Here is a 20516-nt window from a genome sequence, read left to right on the forward strand (position 1 = left end):
TATCAGGATTCTTTCGTAGAAAGGATGGTTGAAAATATTGGTCAGTAAGTTGTGGCAGTTATCCCTCAAAATGCTTCTTGTGAAAAAGGGCAGGATGTTGTTCTCGATATTGGCGATTGCTTTAGGCGTCGGCCAGCTCTGTTCCATGTTTCAGCTACATATCATGTTCAATCAAGATTTACACCAGCGGTTAGAGAATGAATACGGATCAGCCGATATTAGGATCAGTTCACCTCCTCCGACAAGTGAAAATGAATGGAGCGGCTTGGATACTGATATTCTTGAAAAAGTAAATAGTGTTGATCAAATACAATCGGTGGGCAAAGCATTGGAAGGAAAAATGGCAGGCAGGATTCTATATGAAAATCAAAGCGCTGTCATTGATGACACAGCTTTCCATTATGTCGGTGTTGACAATGAAAAAGTGACAAAGGAATATTACAAATTCAAGCAAGACTTGTCGGACCATGAAGTGGCATTATCGGAAAGCTTGGCCGCCCAGTGGAATGTTGCAGTATCCGATTCTATTGAAATTGATTTACTTGACGGGAACAGTGTCATTTGGAGAGTAGCTGAAGTTGTTCAGCCAACTCAAAATAAAGGAGAGTCTAGTGAGAATTGGATCTTCTTTCATTTGGCATCTTTACAAGAAATGATGGGGCTGCCGGAAACGATGAATCCCATTTTGATTGAACTGAAACCAAAAGCCAATATTCCCTTTATAGGGGATGATTTAAAAAGAGAGTTACCAAGGGAAGTACGTGTAGATGCGTTAAATGGACTGGTGGAAGAAGAGGAACAATACGCCTTTTTTCGTGTTTATGGATATATACTGAGCATCATTGCTTTCATAGCAAGTGTCTTATTGGTATATAATTTGATGCAAACAACATACCGGGAGCGTCTGAAAGAATTGGCTGTCATTCGTGCGGTCGGGGGAAGTACGCGACAACTCATGAAAATGGTCATCTATGAATGGGCTTTGATCGGTGCGGTCGGTTCATTCTTGGGCTTTATTTTGGCTTGGGGATTTAGTGGACATGGGATCATATGGGTTTCTAGATTGTTGCATCTGAATTTAGTTACCGAAGCTCATTCTTCCGGCGGTATAGGGATGGCGGTCACCGCATTTGTATCCTGGCTTGCTATATTGTTGGCTTCCCTTGGCGCAGTCAGAAAGGTGATCGATACCGATCCCGTACAGAGCTTTCGAGAATCAATGGATAGTACAGATGAGGGAAGTGGCAAAGCAGTATGGTGGGTGATTTTTACCATTGCCGGATTATTGTTATGGCTGGTTAACTATCTTATACCGGAAGACACTAGTAGTATTCCGCTAATCAATATGAAAGCATTGTCCAGTATGCTTGGCGGCCTATTCCTGTGTATGGCTTTATTAAGTAGGACGGTTTGGGTGGGAATGGCCTTCTTGCGATTCATAACCCTATTGCCGGATTGGGTGGCAAGCCGTTCACTAAAGTTATCAGCTCAAAGGCTAATGGTGGAAAAATCACAGCTATCAACGGTCATATTAATGGCGCTTGTGATCATGGTGTGTGTTCCTGTTGCAACTGTGTTTCTTTCTACTGGGCGTTCCGCTTCAGTGGACAAGGCAGAATATTTGAACGCAGATTTTTTTGTTAACGCACAACAGGAATTCTATCTTACCTCTGCCCCTGAAATGCCGTGGTATTTAAAGCGTGAAATAGAAGAACTAGAGGGGGTGGAGAATGTCTTGCCACTGCCGGTAACGCAATTTGCAAAGATGAATGGAAACAACAACCTTGATGGTTCGACAGATGCGGAGCAAGCTTTGCTACACTATGTTGTGACGGATTTAAGGAGCTTGGTTGAATGGCATTTAGCTTCATTGCCAGATAATGCATTAGAGGATGTCGGTGTTTTGCCCAAAAAAGTTGCAGATGAACTGGGAATAGAGATGGGAGATATGGTCTCTATCATTGTCGATGATCAGCCCACTTCAGTTGTCATTGTTGATATTACCGATAAGATGGACGCGCTACCTCAACATGCAAACGCATTATTTATAGATGAAAGCCATCCAGCTGTCCAACCCTTAAGTTTATGGGAAATGTATGTCGAAGTTAAGGATGGTTACGAGGAGCAGATGAAGCAGGACCTAAATCTTTTGCAACGGGAATACCCAGAAATGAGATGGGGCCATATAACGGAAGCGATTAGTAGTATAGATACTTTACGTCAACAAATCCTGATGCTGCTCTTGGGAGTGACGGTGATTATTATTATCTGTGGCACGGGAGGCGTAATGAATGCAATCAATGCGGGAATCCATGCGAGAAGACGGGACTATGCCGTATTGCGTTCCGTTTTTTTAACGCCTTTTCAAATGATGAAAATGGTAGCCTGGCAGGGAGTTGTCTTGGCTATCCTATCCATCATGATGGGTAGCGCGTCTGCAACTATACTACTTTTTTCAGTCTACAATATGGATAGTTATTTTAGAATAATATTTACGTATATTCCTTTGGGCGGGGTGGGAATTCTCTATCTTGTCATATTTATATTGACCATGATGGCAACATTACCGATGGCGGGCAAAATAGCCAGAATGAAAATAATGGATGTTTTCAAGACTAGTGGATGAATCACCCTACTTGTTTAAACCCCATTTAAAGCGCGTATAACAGAGGGCGGTTTTTACATGCCATGTCTTTCTTGGAAATTAGCAATCTCTTTCAAAAGCAGTTAAAACTACAGGAGCAGCAATTATACTCGTATGTTTGGCCTACCACCAAGAGAAGATATCAAGCAGCTTGAGGGAAAACTAGAATGATATAGCTGTGTAAAAGGGAATACACATTGCTATAATTATGAATGTGTATCATCGGAACAATTTATATAGAGGTGAATAGCGATAAAAGCTATGGATTACTCAATCGAAGAATCTGATACCCTTTATGCGATAAAAGCATTTATGCCAAAGGATGAAGAGGCGGTTACAATCGGAAAATTGGGTGGTTTTCATTTTTCTAAAGGCTATTATATATATGTGGGAAGTGCAAAGCGAAATATTCAAGCAAGAGTAAATAGGCATATCCAGATGGAAAAAAAGAAACGCTGGCATATAGATTACTTGCGACCTTATTTACAGATAGAAGGTGTTCAAATCTACCCTGGTGATGAAGGAGAATGTGAACTTTTTCAGAGGAGCCGATTCCAGCTGTTGATTTGGTTAATGAGCACGATTAGGTCCAAATATTCTTTTTCGGAATAATAGTTGCGAACACGCGCATATAAATCATCTGGAACACGCTTTTCTGCAATGAGTGTAATATGTTCCGTTAATTCTAAAGCTACTTTTTCTTCCTCTGAATAGAAAGTGCATTCTTCCCACGCACTAACACAATATAAACGTTGTTCCGTTTCTCCGATTTTCCTTGCATCAGCCGTGTGCATATTGAGACAAAATGCACAACCATTTAATTGTGAAGCTCGGATCTTTATTAGCTCCTGTAAATTTCTCTTAATGCTGCTTTTTTTCGTATACTTTTCCATCTCTCTCATGATCTTCACCGCATCGGGTGCAAGTTCAAAATAATTCATTCGTTGTGTCATATTCCTTTCCTCCCAGGTTAATGTCTGTGCATATTCATATTTTTCAGTTCATGCAACAGCCGTATTAAACATGGATATTAAAGCTCTATGGTCGTATGTAGCTTTTGGATAAACGATTAAAGATAATAACAGTTGTCGATAATATTAATCGGTGATTATTATTGTCTTTAAACATAGTCCTATCTTTCGCTTTTGTCAAATGAGCGTTGATAAAGTGTGTTAATATACAGATACATGTAGAATTTAGGAAGAGATTTTTTTATTTTAGAAGATTGAGTTATTCTTAAGCATGAAACAATCGACAGTTCCATCTTTTTGAAAACGATAATGAGAAGACCAGTTCAAATACATGGCTGATCTTCTCATTTTTTATTTTTCCATTTTTGAGTCCAGTATAAGGTTCACAATAACCATTCTGATCATATATTACTATATCTTATTATTGGTGGTGTACATGTATGGTTAAGGTTAGTTTGTGTATGATTGTAAAAAATGAAGAAGAGGTGTTGCGCCAGTGTTTAAAAAGTGTAGCGCCTATTTGTGATGAAGTTATTATTGTCGATACAGGTTCTACAGATCATACAAAGGAAATTGCTAAGGAATTCACAGAGCAGGTCATTGATTTTAAATGGGTGGATGACTTTTCAGCGGCAAGAAATTTTGCGTTTAGTCAAGCACATGGTGATTATATTCTCTGGCTTGATGCAGACGATATATTGACAGAGGAAAATCAACAGAAATTAAGACAAGTAATAGAAAATTTGGACGAATCAGTGGATGCTGTTTCGATGGTCTATCAAATTGCCTTTGATGAATTTGATAATCCAACATTCAGTTATCGAAGGAATAGGCTAGTCAAACGATCAAGGAATTTTCAATGGATTGGTCCTGTTCATGAATATTTGGAAGTATATGGAAATATTATTTCATCCGATGTTGCGATCAGACATCGAAAAGCAGATAAATCAATAGAATCTGTGCCGAAAGATCGCAACCTGAAAATATATGAAAAGCGTTTAAAGCAAGGAGAGGAATTTAGTCCACGTGACTTGTTTTACTATGCCAATGAATTAAAGGATCATCGCCAATTCCAAAAGGCTGCCATTTATTATCGAGAGTTCCTTGCTACCAAAAAGGGGTGGGTAGAGGATGAAATTCGAGCTTGCATTAATATGGCTTCTTGCTATAGAAGCCTAGGGAATCTGGAGAAAGAGATTGAAGCATTGGTAATGTCTATTATCTACGATGTTCCACGACCAGAAGTGTCCTGTCGAATTGGCGATCTATATAAGGAGAAGAATATGTTTGAAAAAGCGATTATTTGGTATCGATTAGCCATAGAGGTAGACGTTAGTGATAGCCAGGGTTTTTATCAGGAGAGTTATGCCACTTGGTATCCTCACTTACAGTTATGTGTATGCTATTGGCAAATTGGTGACCAAGACCGAGCAATTGAACATAATAGTAAGGCAAAGCAATATCGGCCAAATGATACCCAGGTACAATATAATGAGAGATTTTTCAAAGAGTATGCGAAGAATAAACAGTAAGATTAGGCCCTTTTCTCTGTTGTAGAAAAGGGCCCGTTTCAAAAAGAATCGATAGTTTGCTACGTTTACCGTTTATCTGCCTTTAGGTAGCTAACTGTCTGTTAAAATGGTTTCAACTTTCTTTATGAAATCCTGTGCTCGTTGTTTGGTGGAATGGCGCTTTTGTGACAATTGCATGCCATTTTGTGCAATGGTTTGTCTTTCTTCTTCATGTTCCAAATAATAATAAGCCTTCTCCTCAAAATTCTGTTCATCAATTGATACAAAATGCACACCAGGAACAAAGCCCAAATCGCCTAATTCTTTCGAGTAAGGGGCTAGAAGTAATGAATTACAAGCAGTGATTTCAAAGTATTTCATTAAAGGATACTTGAAAACAGAGTCACAGGTGAGGCTGATTTTGGCTTGGTTTAATACCTTTGCATAACGGGCACCTACATACGTATTCTTTTCCTGTTCTTTTATATGACGATAGCCAGGATGGGGGAGATAGGTGAATTCTGCCCGCTTTGATAATCGTTTCTGCATCAGTACTCTTAATGGATAGTAGTCTTCTAGTAAAGAGCCTGTCATCAATAAATCGATGTTTTTATCAAGTTGGTAATCATGATAAAGTTCTGTGTGTGCATGGTGTGGAAGCCAGTACATCTGTGCAGAGAATTCGGGGTACCATTGCAGAAATTTATCGCGATAATAAGTAAAAATATGTTTGATCTCTTCCTTTTCAAGCATCGCTTTTCGATATGGCTTTTGATAATGGAGATCATGAAGGCCTACGGCAAGGGGGATTTTTACATCTTTTAATCCCTTGATAATCGGAGAACCATTTTCGAAATAATCATTGATATAGATAAAATCTGGTTTCTCCTCTAAGCTTGCTACGATCTCATTAATATCACAAGACCTATGTGATACATACAAATCGGCCAGCTTACTAAGCTCCTGAATAAAATAATAAGAAGCAGGTACTGTATATTGCCGATCATTGCGCGTTACAAATAATATCTTTAATTTACTCATTGCTACGCTTCCTTACCTTTAAAGATAGAGTCCCTGTTCAAAGGGTTTCATCAATTTCTTTTGATAGATTTGTTGATATTGTTGCATGCTGTTGATGATCCTCTGTTTGTTGGTAGCGATTTGTTGTTCAAGAGCTAGAATGTTATCGGAAAGCTGAGCATCATCGGTTGCAATTACCATATCACTTAAATCAATTGAGGCAGCAAAGTCAAATATTTTAAAACGATAGCCCAGGGCAATAAATGGAACTTGTGCAGCAAGGGATAGATAGTTGGCATGTAATTTAAAGTTAATCGTGAAATCAAAACGATTCATTAAAACCATTAATTCATCCTGATGATATACTTTTTCATCAAGCGTAATGGCTTGCTGATTGGTTAATTTCTGGCACAGGCGTTTGGTGACTTCTAAATCGGCGTGCCATACTAAATAAAAATAGAGCTTATACCCCTTGGCAATCAATTGATTTAAGGCAGAGGCTAACCGATTTTCAAGTATGATTTCATCGTGCCCATAAATATTTTGATAAGAGGTTCCCCAATTTACACCAATCAGTTTATTCGTCTTTTCATCGGTAGATTTTTTGTCTAATAGAAAAGCAGGGTCCCCACTTATTTCAATGGGAGTATTTATCCCACAATGCTGGAGTATTTGTTGTGTCAATGGACCTCTTACGCCAGTCCAAACGCTTTCCGCAAAAACAGTTTGTGCCTTTTGTTTTATTTCAGGTGATGCCTGCCAAGATATTGGGGCATCAGGCGCTATATATGATTTAGGTGCCCAGTCAATACCTGAACCCCAAATCATGACTTTTTTATTTAATTGTATAGCCTTGTATAAGGTTTCAATAATATAGGGCTGAATCAGCTGATCTGGTCCACTAATAATAGAGCCACCCCCAAGGACAATTAAATCATAGACATGTAAAGGAGCATTATCAAGATAGCGCTTTTCATTATTGACAAGATCAAGTTTATAGTATTCCCCTAGCTTGGAGAACTTATGTTTGAATAAGTCAAACATAAGTTCATCACCTAGATTGTGATAACCTATCCAACCGATATATAATACATGTTTCAAGTGATAACCTCCTGGCATTATTTATCTCTGCCGAGCTTATTTAAGCAGTCTTTTTTATATTCAAGAGCCTTATCGCTTCCTACGCCTGTTAAGATCAGATAATGAGGATGATGATCGCCCAATTCTAAGCATCTATTAAAACTGTGCAAAGCACTGGAATAATCGCCCTGTTCAAACAGCATACAGCCTTTATAGAAATGTAAGTCAACATAATCAGGGTATAGAAGGAGTGCTTTCTCTATTCCAGCAAGTGCCTGTTCTAAACTGTTTGTTCTCAGTAAGATATCATATTTCAATTTGTACAGGAGGGCTGGTGGTTTTTTAGACGCTAATAAAAATTGTAACAAGGACTGGTTGACGAGCTCAAAGGCTTGTTGATAATCCTGCTCACGATAATATTCACTGGCTAAATGGTATTCAATCCATGGACTATGGTTTGTTTTATGATATTCCTTCATTAATAAGTGTTTATTACGATCTGTTTTATTTTTGCTTTCAGTTATTTCTGTAATATAACCGTAATGGTAGATGGGTGTATCAAGATATTCTATAGAGGCGTGATTAGGAATATCCAATGTTTCATGGATTCGGTGAACAAAACGGATATCTTGATAATTACGGAATAGCCGCGGTTGGTAATATAGGTGAGCTTGATCCTTGGACTCTTCTAGTGTGTCACCACTATAATTGACGATAGGTAAGGAGAGCGCCATCGCTTCTGTTCTTTGCACGGCTTGTTGGATTTCTTCTATCTTACTATGGTCCAATTGTTCATCTGCATCTAGCCATAGAATCCAGTCAGTGGTGGCTTTTTGTAAGCTGGAATTTCTTGCATTTGCAAAATGGTCATCCCAACTATAATAAAAGATTTGTGATTGAAATTCTTTGGCAATATCGATGGTTCGATCCGTTGAGCCGGTATCAACCATAATAATCTCATCGATTAGTGTACGAACGCTTTCTAGGCATTGTTTTAAGAATTTTTCTTCATTTTTAACGATCATACATAAACTAATAGTGGGAATCTGTTTCATGTGTTTCGCTCTCCTTCCTACAAATCTTGAGAAACCCACGGTAGACCAGGGGGAGATTGATTAACCACAGGGATAATTGGATAATAGCTTACTAAATGGCTTAGAATGGTTACACATTGTTGCTTGAGTTGATCTGATTGAAAGGGATGATTCGAAAAAATTTTTTTGGTATTTAACAACTGATGTCCTAATTTTTCTGCAATCATATCTATAGATGAAGTTTCCTCTTTTAATTTAAAAAAGGGTTCTAATAGTTTTTTTCTTGCTATAACATGGTGATGCAACTTCTCCAATATAAGTAGGGAACTTAGCAACTGCTTCTCCGCTTTCCATTTTTCTTTTTCTGTAATTGAATCTTTTGTTAATTCTAGTAAATAGCATGATAGAAAATGTAAGAAGGCTTGCATATATGCTAGATATTCAGTTTCACTTTTCATAAAATCTTGGTTGACAGTCATGTCATATTTGCACACCTTACATTTCCTCCTCAACAGGTGGTCATCCAGAACGAACGTGCAGTAATACTGCATGAAATTTCCTTATTTTTCGCGACAATGCTTATGGTCTTCAGGCCGGAGCGGATCATAAAAATTGTGAAAATCTTCTTTTTTAGGTTTATGCTTTGACTTTTCACAAGTACACTCACAACGATCATCTAGATCAGCTACATCCTCTAACTTGAATTGAAGAAGCATTTGCGATTTGACAATTGTACGAAGTGTTTGATTGACACTGTGATTTAGTATTAAGTAATCATCTAGACAATGATCACGTCTTTTCAAGAAGGCTTGCAGTTTTTCTCCCTCTGCATTCAAAATGTGAGATAACCCAATCTCTTCCAGCGCGATGGATGATAATAATAATTCGATTGTCTCACAGCGAGTTAATGATACGATAGGTGTAATGTCAGGGATGGTTGGCATTGACATGATTCTTCCTCCTAGCTTTATAAATCCGTAAGACCCTACCACTATTGCGATTCTCGGGATCAACGGACGCTGAATATCCTGATACGTTTCGCTAACCATCAGTGAAATTTCACTGATGGAAATGTTACTTTATCAACACACTAATTTAAATTTTAAACAAAGTAAAAGTAGGCTTTTCTGCATATGATTCATTTTACTCACTTTTCTTGTATTTAGTGAATGGTTTTAAATGAAAATTTTTAAGGACATCAGTTAATGAGTTCAATGATGTTTTTTAGTTTGGTTTGTAGTAATAATTCTTTCTTCAGAATAACTTCAAGCGTGGATTGGACATTGTCATTAATGATTAATAGGTCGTCTAATTCTGAAATCATATCAGGTGATGTTGTTAAAGTTCCTAACACATATTGAACCTTTTCTCCTTCTGCGTTAATTATATGGGCCAAGCCTAATTCTTCCAAGGCGATGGAGGCTAACAATAAATTAATTACATCATCTCTGTCAATTGAAATCTCAGGTGTAATATTGGGGATATTCGCTTGTGACAAGTGGATTTCCTCATTTCTTCATAGATTTGTTAGTGCGGTATTATTATATGTAAGGGCTAGGCGCTCTGTTCCTCCATTGGGTAGATGACTATTAAAGCTAATTTATGCAGAAAAAAGTATTGCTTGGATAATTGAAAGAAAGTATGGTGATGAAATGTGTTTATACAGTTAGAAAGAGCATATAAACAGACTGGAGCAAAAAGGATGCTCCAGTCTAAGTTGTTATGCAATTTGATTGATAGACCAATAAATACCTTGCTGGCCACTACCACCTAAATTTAAACTGATGGTTAAACCATTAGCTACATAGAATAGACCAATCTGGTCCCCGGCATTAAGCTCGACTTCTCTTGCAAGAGTTACAGTTCCGTTACCTAATACTGCTCTTAAGGTGAGGAGCAGAGCAATGTTTACGTTCAATATAGGGAATAAGCCGGTTACCAATGTTGCAGGATCAGGCGTAATCCGTTGAACTTCAAAAGCTGGGTCTACTCCCCCCCCAGATTAATGGTAAGTGCGGCTGTTGTTTGATAGTTTATTGTTGCACTAATGGAATAACGGCCTGTTTCAGGGACTGTGAATATTCCATTTAATGCGGAAAAGTTAGGGTTAGGGTAAGAACCAGGTGTCAGCGTAGACCAGCTGACTATTTGTTGTGATCCGGCTACAGTTATTGTTGCTTGAGTGGCAGAAAAGCCGTTTTCTGCAAAAGCAGGTCCGGTAGCACCAGTAGCCCCGGTCGGTCCAGTGGCCCCAGTTGGTCCAGTAGCGCCGGTCGGTCCAGTAGCTCCGTCAGCACCAGTGGCCCCGGTCGGTCCGGTAGCCCCAGTTGGTCCAGTGGCTCCGGCCGGTCCAGTAGCGCCGGTCGGTCCGGTAGCCCCAGTTGGTCCAGTGGCTCCGGTCGGTCCAGTGGCCCCGGTCGGTCCAGTAGCTCCGTCAGCTCCAGTAGCGCCGGTCGGTCCGGTAGCCCCAGTTGGTCCAGTGGCCCCGGTCGGTCCAGTAGCGCCGGTCGGTCCAGTGGCTCCGGTCGGTCCAGTAGCTCCGTCAGCACCAGTGTCCCCGGTCGGTCCAGTGGCTCCGGTCGGTCCAGTAGCCCCGTCAGCACCAGTGGCCCCAGTTGGTCCAGTAGCGCCGGTCGGTCCAGTAGCTCCGTCAGCACCAGTGGCCCCAGTTGGTCCAGTGGCCCCAGTTGGTCCAGTGGCCCCGGTTGGTCCAGTAGCGCCGGTCGGTCCAGTGGCCCCGGTCGGTCCAGTAGCTCCGTCAGCTCCAGTAGCGCCGGTCGGTCCGGTAGCCCCAGTTGGTCCAGTGGCCCCCGTCGGTCCAGTAGCGCCGGTCGGTCCAGTGGCTCCGGTCGGTCCAGTAGCTCCGTCAGCACCAGTGGCCCCGGTCGGTCCGGTAGCCCCAGTTGGTCCAGTGGCTCCGGTCGGTCCAGTGTCCCCGGTCGGTCCAGTAGCTCCGTCAGCTCCAGTAGCGCCGGTCGGTCCGGTAGCCCCAGTTGGTCCAGTAGCGCCGGTCGGTCCAGTGGCTCCGGTCGGTCCAGTAGCTCCGTCAGCACCAGTGGCCCCAGTTGGTCCAGTGGCTCCGGTCGGTCCGGTAGCCCCGGTCGGTCCAGTGGCTCCGGTCGGTCCAGTAGCTCCGTCAGCACCAGTGTCCCCGGTCGGTCCGGTAGCCCCAGTTGGTCCAGTGGCTCCGGTCGGTCCAGTGGCTCCGGTCGGTCCAGTAGCTCCGTCAGCACCAGTGTCCCCGGTCGGTCCGGTAGCCCCAGTTGGTCCAGTAGCTCCGTCAGCACCAGTAGCCCCAGTTGGTCCAGTGGCTCCGGTCGGTCCAGTAGCGCCGGTCGGTCCAGTGTCCCCGGTCGGTCCAGTAGCTCCGTCAGCTCCAGTAGCGCCGGTCGGTCCGGTAGCCCCAGTTGGTCCAGTAGCCCCCGTCGGCCCTGTAGGTCCGGTCGGTCCAATATCACCACTAGGTATGATACTTGTTACACGTCTTAATTTGTCCTCTAAGATTAGTTCCTTCTTCATCGCAGTTGAAAGCATATCTTGTACACTCTCGTTTACCTCCAAAATTTCATCCAATGAGGATGGAATAGTTAAACCAGGTATTGTACCTAATGCGTATTGGATTTTTTCTCCTTCTGCATTAATAATATGAGAAAGTCCTAATTCTTCCATGGCAATGGAAGCGAGTAGTAAGTTGATTACATCATCTCTTGATACAGAAATAGTAGGAGTGAAATTGGGGATATTAGGTAGAGACATTGTCATGCTCCTTTCAAGTGATATATATATAGAATAAAAAGCTGCATCATTAAACAGAGGAATTCCCTACGTTTAAATGCTGTTTTCTCATTCAATATATTCACAATAAGCAAGTCGGTATAGGCAAAGTTATTCTTTATTGTTTTTTTTCTTAAAAACATGCGGTCGAGGCAAAAGAAGCGTAAGAAGGACTAGCATGAAAAATATTTGGACGAATTATATCAACTGATTTCTTACATAAGAATTCACATTATAATATAAAAGTGATATCATAATAATATAAATAAGATATGAAAGGGTGATTTTATGGAGGAACGGAAAGCTTGGAGCTTAAACGGAATACTGGGGATCGGTTTGATTGTTATTTTACTTGCTATCGGTGCGTTTTGTATTTTTCAATCACAACTTATTTTGGGAATTGTGCTTATTATTATGGCTGTTGTTCTCATTAGTGGGATTACGATTGTGCAACCTAATCAATCTGTTGTAGTTATATTTTTAGGAAAGTATATGGGAACGGTACGGCAGGAAGGGATCTTAATAACCGTTCCATTCTCTGTACGCAGAACGATTTCTTTAAGAGTACGTAACTTCAATAGTAATCGATTGAAAGTAAATGATGTGAACGGGAACCCAATCGAAATTGCAGCAGTGGTTGTATTTAAGGTCGTTGATGCTGCGAAAGCCGTTTTTGATGTTGATCGGTACGAACAATTTGTTGAAATTCAAAGCGAAACAGCCATTCGTGCAGTGGCGACTACCTATCCATATGACTCGTTTACCAATGATGAACTAACACTACGTGGCAATGCAGATGAAGTATCGGATGAATTGACAACAGAGCTTCAGGAACGTTTAAAGGTTGCTGGCGTTGAGGTGATTGAAGCTCGCTTAACACATTTAGCTTATTCTACAGAGATTGCTCAAGCTATGTTACAACGTCAACAAGCAAGTGCGATTATCTCCGCACGTGAGCAAATTGTTCAAGGTGCTGTTGGGATGGCACAGGATGCGATTGCTCGTTTAGAGGCAGACCATATTGTGGAATTAGACGATGAGCGTAGAGTAGCACTGATCAATAATTTACTTGTTGCCATTGTTTCGGATCAAGGAACCCAACCCGTTATTAATACGGGATCACTTTACCAATAAAGGTCTTATGATGGCTAAGAAAAAAAACTTTCCATTACGTATTGATCCCGAACTCTACGATACACTGCAACGATGGGCAAAAGATGAATTTCGCAGTGTTAATAGCCACGTTGAATTTTTGCTCAGAGAATCTGCTAAGCGAGCAGGTAGGTTACCGAAAAAACAAGACCAGGACATAGGGGAAGATTAATGGAATTGGCACTGACTCGATTGTGGATGAGAGAGCCGCATTCCAAATGAAAAAGCCATCAGAAATTGGTATCGCACCTAATTTCTAATGGCTTTTTGCTGTTGGCATCCAGCATTTGTTCACTTCTAGATGGTCTACCGGCTTTCCTGAGAGACGTCTAACATGTTTGAAAACGGAAAAGGTTTCTTTGTCCATAAGGGGTTGAACTCCTTTCAACTTGTATCCGATCACGCAACGTGTGGGGAAAGGGTTTTTTGACATTCACTACCTTCAATGTAACGTACATAAAAAACAATTTATAAAGTGATCTCTACCCCTTTGCCTTTTTATATGAATCTGCTATGATGATATACAAATAAAAATTAACATGCGATGACAAGGAATAGTACCTGTTGGCTAACTTTCAGAAAGTTGCTGGTTGATGTGAAGCAATAGTAGGAAAACGGGGAACTCGCCTTAGAGCAGGCTTAGTCAAATCAGGAAGAGTGGAATGAGAGTAGCTAAGAACGGAGAACTCACCGTTACAAGGGAAAGGGTATAAGGCAAGAATGCCTGTATCTGTAAAGTGCATGATAATGTCTTATTATCATGAAATCGGGGTGGTACCGCGTAAGATCAGTCTTTCGTCTCCATAGCAAGTTGCTGGAGAAAGAAGGGCTTTTTTTATATTCAAATTTAGGGAGGAATTGATCATGTTTAATCATCAAAAATACGAGAAAAAATATTATTTGCCTCCAACACTTTCTTATGATTGGGTAAAGAAAGAAACGGTAGAAAAAGCGCCTATATGGTGCAGTGTGGATTTGAGGGATGGAAACCAAGCTTTACCGATTCCGATGAATGTAGAAGAAAAGCTAGAGATGTTTCAGCTACTAGTTGAGATCGGATTTAAAGAAATTGAAGTCGCTTTTCCTGCTGCCTCTGATACGGAGTTTAACCTATTGAGGACCCTGATTGATAACAACATGATTCCGGATGATGTGACGATTATGGTCATTACACAGGCAAGAGAGCATATTATTCGCAGAACCTTTGAAGCAATTCAAGGTGTGCCTAAGGCCATTGTCCATCTCTATAACTCAACCTCAGAAGCACAACGTCGACAAGTATTTAAGAAAACCAAAGAAGAGATTAAACAAATTGCTGTAGATGGTGCAATTCTAGTACAAGAGCTTGCCGAAGAAACAGAAGGCGATATTTATTTTCAATATAGTCCCGAAAGTTTTCCTGGAACAGAGGTTGAGTATGCGTTGGATATTTGTAATAGTGTACTAGATATTTGGAAACCGACACCAGAACATAAAGCCATCATTAATATTCCGACAACTGTTGAGAATGCGATGCCTCATATTTATGCAAGTCAAATTGAGTATATCCATAAAAACCTGTCGTATCGAGACGGCGTTACATTGTCCATTCATCCGCATAATGATCGTGGATGCGGAGTTAGTGATGCAGAGTTTGGTGTTCTGGCAGGTGCAGAACGAGTAGAAGGAACGTTATTTGGCATTGGCGAACGTACCGGAAATGTCGACTTGATTACCTTAGCGATGAATATGTATTCGCAAGGCTATGATCCAGAATTGAATTTTAGTCACCTCGATACGATTCGTAAAAAATATGAAAGATTAACAAGAACGACGGTTCATGAAAGACAACCATATTCTGGAGATCTTGTTTTTACAGCATTTTCTGGATCGCATCAAGACGCGATATCGAAGGGCATGAAATATAGAAGAGAAAACAATGTGGAAAAGTGGGATGTACCTTATATTCCGGTCGATCCGGCAGATTTGGGGAGAAATTATCAAACCGACGTCATTCGGATTAATAGTCAATCAGGAAAAGGTGGGATTGGTTATATCCTTGAAAGTAATTATGGGATCAAATTGCCTTATAAAATGAATGAAGAAATGGGCTATTTGACTAAAAAAATATCAGATAAAACAAACAAAGAGCTTTCTGCCGAAGAAATCTATCGTGTATTTATCGAGCACTATGTTGATTATTATCCATTATTTCAAGTCATTGACTATCAATTTAACAAAAATGGGGAGCAGAAAGTAACGTTGACTTTGCTTAAAGATAATCAACAAATTGAGATACATGGAAAAGGCACAGGGAGCTTGGATGCCGTAAGCAACGCACTCCAAGCATATTTTGGGATCGATTATAATCTAGAAGTTTATGAGCAGCACTCGTTAGGCAAAAGTTCGATCGCCGAGGCGTCAGCGCAGATTGGGATTTCACACCAAGGGCGGATGTACTGGGGAGCTGGAATCAATCAAGATATTATGAAGGCATCTGTCCAGGCTTTAGCTGCTGCGGTAAATAAACTGGAGGTTTTCTAATTTTTTCGAGATTATTTATGTTCTAAAGAATGGTGGAAAAAACTGTGATATGCTGATGTGGAGAAACATGTCAGTGTTTCTAGCCAACGTTCAAATTTATACCAAAATCGAATACGTATTGAATAAAGAGGTATTGTGTAAAAAGCAATATCTCTATTTCATTTCTCGGTCGTTTTCAAGTCACATTTCTTTTTAGTGAAATTTATTCCCTAAACTTAAATGATTTTTGATAGAACTTTGTTAATTTATAGTGAGGAGTATTTTTGTTATGAATAGGTGAGGACGATCGAAGACTATAGCTTAATTCGGAAAATAAAATCGGGTGATACCGAGGCTTGGGAGAAACTAGTAAACAAGTACTATCATCAAATCTTTTCATTTTGTGTACGAAGATGTTTGGGCGATCGAGTTTTAGCCGCAGATTTAACCCAAGACATCTTTCTGAAAGTGATTGAAAACATCGATATATATAAATTTAGGGGGAAGTTCTTTAATTATTTATTCACCATTACTGTAAATGTGTGTAATAACTACTATAACAAAAAGAAATTCACACAGTCTGAATTAGATGAGAACGTATTAAATGTTGGTTCTGAAACGATTATGTCGAATTTAATCATGGAGGAAAGTGCAAACCAAATTCAAGTCGCCTTAAATACTCTTCCTGATATTCAAAGAGAAGCATTAATTTTGAAATATTACTATGATTTAAAGGTGAAAGACATTGCCAAAATTACTGGGACAAGCATTCCTACATCGCAATCAAGAATTCATCAAGGCCTTAAAAAACTTAGTCAATTATTGGATAGAGAGGAGTTTATGAATGGATAATGAAATGATCAAAAAAATCAAGACCCATGAAATTAAAAGCGATGAAATTCAGCGACAAGCGGTCATTGATTTAGGAAAGCAAAAAATAATGGAACAGCAACTTAGCAGATATTCTCTGTTTGACCTCTTTCGTTCGTCTATTCGATTTACAAGGCTTCAAACGTGGCTGATTCAATTCGCTCTCCTTATTTTGACGACTTTTTTGATTACGAAAGTAATTTATGATGACCCAGCCATCTTCATTATACAATGTCTCACAGTGTCAGTGATCTTCTCCGTGATTTTCTTTATCGATGAATTATTTCGTAGTTTTACATCTGGAATGTGGGAATTAGAGCAAACACTTAAATATGATTTACGGCAGCATATTGTAATAAAATTACTGATTTTTGGATTAGCCGATTTAGTATTCATTACTTGTCTCGCTTTTATTTGTCAGGGTGTGATGGTCATTTCTTTTTGGAAAATCATTTTATATTTACTTGTTCCTTTTAATATTACTTGTATCGTTTTGTTTTCTCTGTTCACGATTTGGAGAAATACTCTCTCATCTGTTGTTTTTTGGATCAGTTCAGGGCTCATTCTTATGGGTGTTATGTTTTTAGCCAACTTTTTCAATATTTATGAAATTGAGATGAAGTATTGGGGAGCAGGATACATTTTTTCAATGCTCCTTTTAGTATTTATTGTCATGAATATGCTTAAAGTTAAAAAATGGGAGGCGTTTTACTAATGTTACTTGAGCTACATAATATAACAAAAAACTATGACGATGCGCTTGTCCTTGATCATGTATCATTTCGTTTAGAACCAGGAGTTTACGGGCTTTTAGGTTCAAACGGATCAGGAAAAACGACTTTGTTTAGAATTATCTGTGGGGTAGTGAAACAAACTGCGGGCACCATTACATATAATCATGACGATGGACGAAGCGATCCCGATGCTTTTCGCTCCACTTTAGGCTTTTTACCACAGGATTTCAGTTATTATCCTGATTTCACCGGGATGAAATTTATGTTATATATTGCTGCTCTTAAAGGGATCAATAAAAATTTTGCGAAAAAAAGATGTCTTGAACTTTTAAAACTAGTCGGATTAGAAGATGTAAAGAATAAAAAGATAAAAAAATACTCTGGTGGAATGAAACAACGGTTAGGAATTGCCCAAGCCATGATTAATGATCCTGAAGTATTAATTTTGGATGAACCGACAGTTGGTTTAGATCCAAAAGAACGGGTTCGATTTCGAAATTTAATTAGCTCTTTTTCTGAAAATAAAATTGTCATTCTTTCTACTCATATCGTTTCAGATGTTGAATATATTGCAGACGAAATCCTTGTTTTGAAACAAGGAAAACTTGAAAACAGAGGCGCTTCCTCTGAACTAGTCAATACCATTCAGGGGTACGTTTGGGAGTCCATCGTTGAAAAAAATAAACTGGATGAGATGGTAGCCAAACATGTGATTAGTAACCAAAAGCACGAAGCAACGGGGACAGTATTAAGAATTATTTCAAAAGAAAAACCTACTCATAATGCCGAACAAGTCCAACCAACATTGGAAGATTTATATCTATACTATTTCAGAGAGGACGCTGAAAAATGAGAACAATAGTAAAATATGAAATGGAAAAAATACGGCAAAACAAAACGTTTATTGGCGCACTAATTGTATCATGTTTTGTTTTGGCAAGTATATTGCTTATTGGTTTTCATTATTCACAAGTCAACACGAAGCAAGGGGAAGGTCTTAAACTTTATCATAAGGTCGTTGAAAAAAGTACTGGAGAATTTACAGATCAAAACGTAAGGGAGATCCTTGCAGATTATATCGATCGATATCAAAGTATTGATGTGAATAATAGAACTTTTGATCTGTTCTCTTATGAAATAGCCGATACATTTTTTCCAAAAGATGAAGATATTTATTTAAAAATGAATAACGCCATGCAGCAAGGTGAAAAAATGACCATTGATCAAATCAACCCTAAAACGATCAAAGAAATAGGGTTTGCCCAATTTGAAACACCTTTAAAGATTGGTAGCTACGTCACATGGTACGACCTTTTTAAAGTCATGGGTCAATTATTCATTCTTACTAGTATTGTAACTATTCTAGTCTGTTCTCTTGTTTTCTCTAGCGATACTTCGAGAAATATGAATCAGTTGTTATTGTCTACAAGGTTTGGCAGAAACAAATTAACGATCGCAAAAATTATGGCAGCAACACTGATTTCCGCTTTTCTCTTTCTTTTGATTCAAGTGATTTTACTGGTCGCTTTCTATGTGTATAATAGTGGTTTTACTGGTTGGGATACGAGTATTCAAACAAATTTTTCATTAGGGTTGTTTCGTTTTCCAGATGAAATCAATCATTTACAAGTGTTCTTGATAGCTGGGGCTCTCCAATTTATTGGTCTGCTCTCGATTGTAGGGATCACATTATATGTATCCTCTATCACTCGTTCACCGTTCAGTGCTCTAACCATGGCATTAGGATTATTCCTTTTGCCGAAAGCAATCACTCAACTCATTAAAAGGGGTATCATATATAAACTATTAAACTTGTTTCCAATCAATCACTATCGGATTGAGGATTTTTTATCTTTAATGAGTTCAAAACAAGAATTTATTCTTAATACTTTTGTACAAAATATCGTGCTTACCATGGTAGTTTTAGTGGTTATTAAAATTGTTTTAGATGTCATCGTGTATTTGCGAATGAAAAATTACCAAGTTATATGATTTTTTAGGAGTTTGGAGGAATATGTTCAGTTGTTTTTTGTCTTATAAGATTTATATCGGGTTATGAAAGGAGAACTCAACACCTGCCTTTGCGGTTACGAAGGTAGGTGACTATACGAATGTATGAATGTAAAGAAACCGAAGTAGTTGAATGAAATCATCAAGTATGATGCTTATCCTTTGTATGGCCATATCTAGCCTAGTCGGCGGTACCTCTTCTGATGAGGAAGCAGGAAGGAATGATATTTACAACTTTGCTTCCAAACAATCCTTTGAAAATGAACGTTATCGATTTTATGTAGAGGAAACAAGGAGTGATATTTGCTTAAGAATCGCTCGTTAAGCAAACCAGGTCAATTAGCACAAGAAATTGATACAAAACCAATGGTATTTATGCTTCGTCCTCTGGTAACGGAAGAGGGACGGCAGAAAACTCGCGACTTAATGAAAAAAGCAATTGAGATAAATAAAACAAGTAGCTAATTTCAGGAGAGGCTACCTTCTCTACTTTTATGAGCAAGAAGGTAGCTTCTTTTTTTGTTGCATGATAGTTTGAACTTGGCAAAATAGCGACTTCACCTTCGTTTTACATATTATCTTTTTCTCAGTGGCAATATTTCATTCCCATATTCCGCGCTACACCTACCACGCAAAATTTTTTCTGAAAAGCCCACTGTCATAAAGGCAACCGATCATTGCTCTTATGACAGTGTTTTATAAATAATGACAGCACACAACATATATCGACACTAACGAAGCAAAAGGATTTTAAGCCTATGTTACTGGCCTGTTTTTTCGACAATCTTTTGACCTTGTGGCTCCGTAAAAACACTCTCACTCAAGCCAAGTAAACCTAAAATACGTTCCACACGAGCTTTTCCGTTGACCGATAATACACGGATTATTCCTTCTTCCTGTTTAAAGTGTACGATGTCCACTGTATCCAGAATCTCCAAGACAGACTCTCCTGTTGGTCGAAAACTATTTCTGCTCCCGCCCATTAAGTCCAGTGGTTCGTTCTCTCCTTCCATGTTTTTACGAATGAGGTACTCAAAAAGGCTATACACCATGACGCTCAACATCATGACATAGGCGAAGGCTTCCACTCGCTTAGGTTTTTCTAGGTAAATCCTTCCCACGAAATAAGGATTTTTCAAAAATCGAAAACGATTTTCTACGGTCTGTTGCCCTTTGTAGGCTTTTAGCAAGTCTACATCGGATAATTTTTCTCC

20 protein-coding genes, 1 pseudogene and 1 other annotated feature are annotated in these 20516 nt (G+C 39.3%); of the genes and pseudogenes, 11 read left to right on the top strand and 10 right to left on the bottom strand.

The annotated features are described in order from the left end of the window. Positions 1–37 precede the first annotated feature (37 nt). Both MUB24_RS13660 and MUB24_RS13665 read left to right on the top strand, forming a co-directional pair. Positions 38–2626: an FtsX-like permease family protein gene (locus MUB24_RS13660; RefSeq protein WP_244704983.1), complete on the top strand. Its 2589-nt coding sequence runs from the start codon at positions 38–40 to the stop codon at positions 2624–2626. A gap of 330 nt (positions 2627–2956) precedes the next feature. Then, positions 2957–3256, top strand: a complete 300-nt coding sequence (locus MUB24_RS13665) for a GIY-YIG nuclease family protein (RefSeq protein ID WP_244705020.1) — start codon at positions 2957–2959, stop codon at positions 3254–3256. On the opposite strand, the gene MUB24_RS13670 is transcribed toward MUB24_RS13665, so the two are convergent. After that, a complete protein-coding gene (locus MUB24_RS13670; protein ID WP_244704985.1) occupies positions 3184–3597 on the bottom strand; it encodes a carboxymuconolactone decarboxylase family protein in 414 nt (137 codons plus the stop codon). The two genes, MUB24_RS13665 and MUB24_RS13670, sit on opposite strands and share 73 nt — an antisense overlap. 458 nt (positions 3598–4055) lie before the next feature. On the opposite strand from MUB24_RS13670, the gene MUB24_RS13675 reads away from it, so the two are divergent. After that, positions 4056–5147: a glycosyltransferase gene (locus MUB24_RS13675; protein WP_244704987.1), complete on the top strand. Its 1092-nt coding sequence runs from the start codon at positions 4056–4058 to the stop codon at positions 5145–5147. 90 nt (positions 5148–5237) lie between these two features. On the opposite strand, the gene MUB24_RS13680 is transcribed toward MUB24_RS13675, so the two are convergent. The 7 genes from MUB24_RS13680 to MUB24_RS13710 all read right to left on the bottom strand — a co-directional run bounded on the left by MUB24_RS13680 (position 5238) and on the right by MUB24_RS13710 (position 12016). Continuing rightward, complete coding sequence (locus MUB24_RS13680; RefSeq protein WP_244704989.1) at positions 5238–6167, bottom strand: glycosyltransferase family protein; 930 nt, start codon at positions 6165–6167, stop codon at positions 5238–5240. Between the two features lie 18 nt (positions 6168–6185). Next, the gene (locus tag MUB24_RS13685) at positions 6186–7247 is read right to left on the bottom strand and encodes a polysaccharide pyruvyl transferase family protein (protein ID WP_244704991.1); all 1062 of its coding nucleotides are present in this window, start codon (positions 7245–7247) and stop codon (positions 6186–6188) included. A 17-nt stretch (positions 7248–7264) separates the two neighbouring features. After that, positions 7265–8281 carry a glycosyltransferase gene (locus tag MUB24_RS13690; protein WP_244704993.1) on the bottom strand — a complete coding sequence of 339 codons (1017 nt, stop codon included), beginning with the start codon at positions 8279–8281 and terminating at the stop codon, positions 7265–7267. Between the two features lie 17 nt (positions 8282–8298). Then, the gene (locus tag MUB24_RS13695; protein ID WP_244704995.1) at positions 8299–8754 is read right to left on the bottom strand and encodes a hypothetical protein; all 456 of its coding nucleotides are present in this window, start codon (positions 8752–8754) and stop codon (positions 8299–8301) included. A gap of 66 nt (positions 8755–8820) precedes the next feature. Continuing rightward, positions 8821–9210, bottom strand: coding sequence for an alpha-helical endospore appendage domain-containing protein (locus tag MUB24_RS13700; protein WP_244704997.1), 390 nt, complete (start codon positions 9208–9210; stop codon positions 8821–8823). Positions 9211–9458: 248 nt separating this feature from the next. Further along, positions 9459–9758, bottom strand: coding sequence for an alpha-helical endospore appendage domain-containing protein (locus MUB24_RS13705; RefSeq protein ID WP_244704999.1), 300 nt, complete (start codon positions 9756–9758; stop codon positions 9459–9461). 488 nt (positions 9759–10246) lie between these two features. Continuing rightward, complete coding sequence (locus tag MUB24_RS13710; protein WP_244705001.1) at positions 10247–12016, bottom strand: alpha-helical endospore appendage domain-containing protein; 1770 nt, start codon at positions 12014–12016, stop codon at positions 10247–10249. A gap of 306 nt (positions 12017–12322) precedes the next feature. Between MUB24_RS13710 and MUB24_RS13715 the strand changes: the two genes are divergently transcribed. From MUB24_RS13715 to MUB24_RS13750, 8 genes are all read left to right on the top strand, one after another. Continuing rightward, a complete protein-coding gene (locus MUB24_RS13715) occupies positions 12323–13168 on the top strand; it encodes an SPFH domain-containing protein (RefSeq protein WP_244705003.1) in 846 nt (281 codons plus the stop codon). A 10-nt stretch (positions 13169–13178) separates the two neighbouring features. After that, positions 13179–13358, top strand: a complete 180-nt coding sequence (locus MUB24_RS13720) for a type II toxin-antitoxin system antitoxin (protein WP_244705005.1) — start codon at positions 13179–13181, stop codon at positions 13356–13358. Between the two features lie 363 nt (positions 13359–13721). Continuing rightward, positions 13722–13992: a binding site (T-box leader), on the top strand. A 58-nt stretch (positions 13993–14050) separates the two neighbouring features. Further along, on the top strand, positions 14051–15709 hold the full coding sequence (locus MUB24_RS13725) for a 2-isopropylmalate synthase (protein WP_244705007.1): 1659 nt from the start codon (positions 14051–14053) through the stop codon (positions 15707–15709). Between the two features lie 276 nt (positions 15710–15985). Next, on the top strand, positions 15986–16540 hold the full coding sequence (locus MUB24_RS13730) for an RNA polymerase sigma factor (RefSeq protein WP_244705009.1): 555 nt from the start codon (positions 15986–15988) through the stop codon (positions 16538–16540). Then, positions 16533–17273 (top strand): hypothetical protein, encoded by a 741-nt coding sequence (locus MUB24_RS13735; RefSeq protein ID WP_244705011.1) that lies wholly within the window; start codon positions 16533–16535, stop codon positions 17271–17273. The genes MUB24_RS13730 and MUB24_RS13735 overlap by 8 nt, the downstream gene beginning before the upstream one ends. Next, positions 17273–18145 carry an ABC transporter ATP-binding protein gene (locus MUB24_RS13740; protein ID WP_244705012.1) on the top strand — a complete coding sequence of 291 codons (873 nt, stop codon included), beginning with the start codon at positions 17273–17275 and terminating at the stop codon, positions 18143–18145. Before MUB24_RS13735 ends, MUB24_RS13740 begins: the two co-directional genes overlap by 1 nt. Continuing rightward, on the top strand, positions 18142–19284 hold the full coding sequence (locus MUB24_RS13745) for an ABC transporter permease subunit (protein WP_244705014.1): 1143 nt from the start codon (positions 18142–18144) through the stop codon (positions 19282–19284). The genes MUB24_RS13740 and MUB24_RS13745 overlap by 4 nt, the downstream gene beginning before the upstream one ends. A 151-nt stretch (positions 19285–19435) precedes the next feature. Next, positions 19436–19627, top strand: coding sequence for a hypothetical protein (locus tag MUB24_RS13750; protein ID WP_244705016.1), 192 nt, complete (start codon positions 19436–19438; stop codon positions 19625–19627). Between the two features lie 48 nt (positions 19628–19675). Here MUB24_RS13750 and MUB24_RS13755 read toward each other — a convergent pair whose 3' ends face one another. Continuing rightward, complete coding sequence (locus tag MUB24_RS13755) at positions 19676–19849, bottom strand: hypothetical protein (RefSeq protein ID WP_244705018.1); 174 nt, start codon at positions 19847–19849, stop codon at positions 19676–19678. Positions 19850–20063: 214 nt separating this feature from the next. Continuing rightward, positions 20064–20516, bottom strand: a pseudogene (locus MUB24_RS13760) (IS1634 family transposase); the annotation flags it as partial.

Source organism: Lederbergia sp. NSJ-179 (assembly GCF_022867885.1).
Lineage (GTDB): Bacteria > Bacillota > Bacilli > Bacillales > Bacillaceae_C > Lederbergia.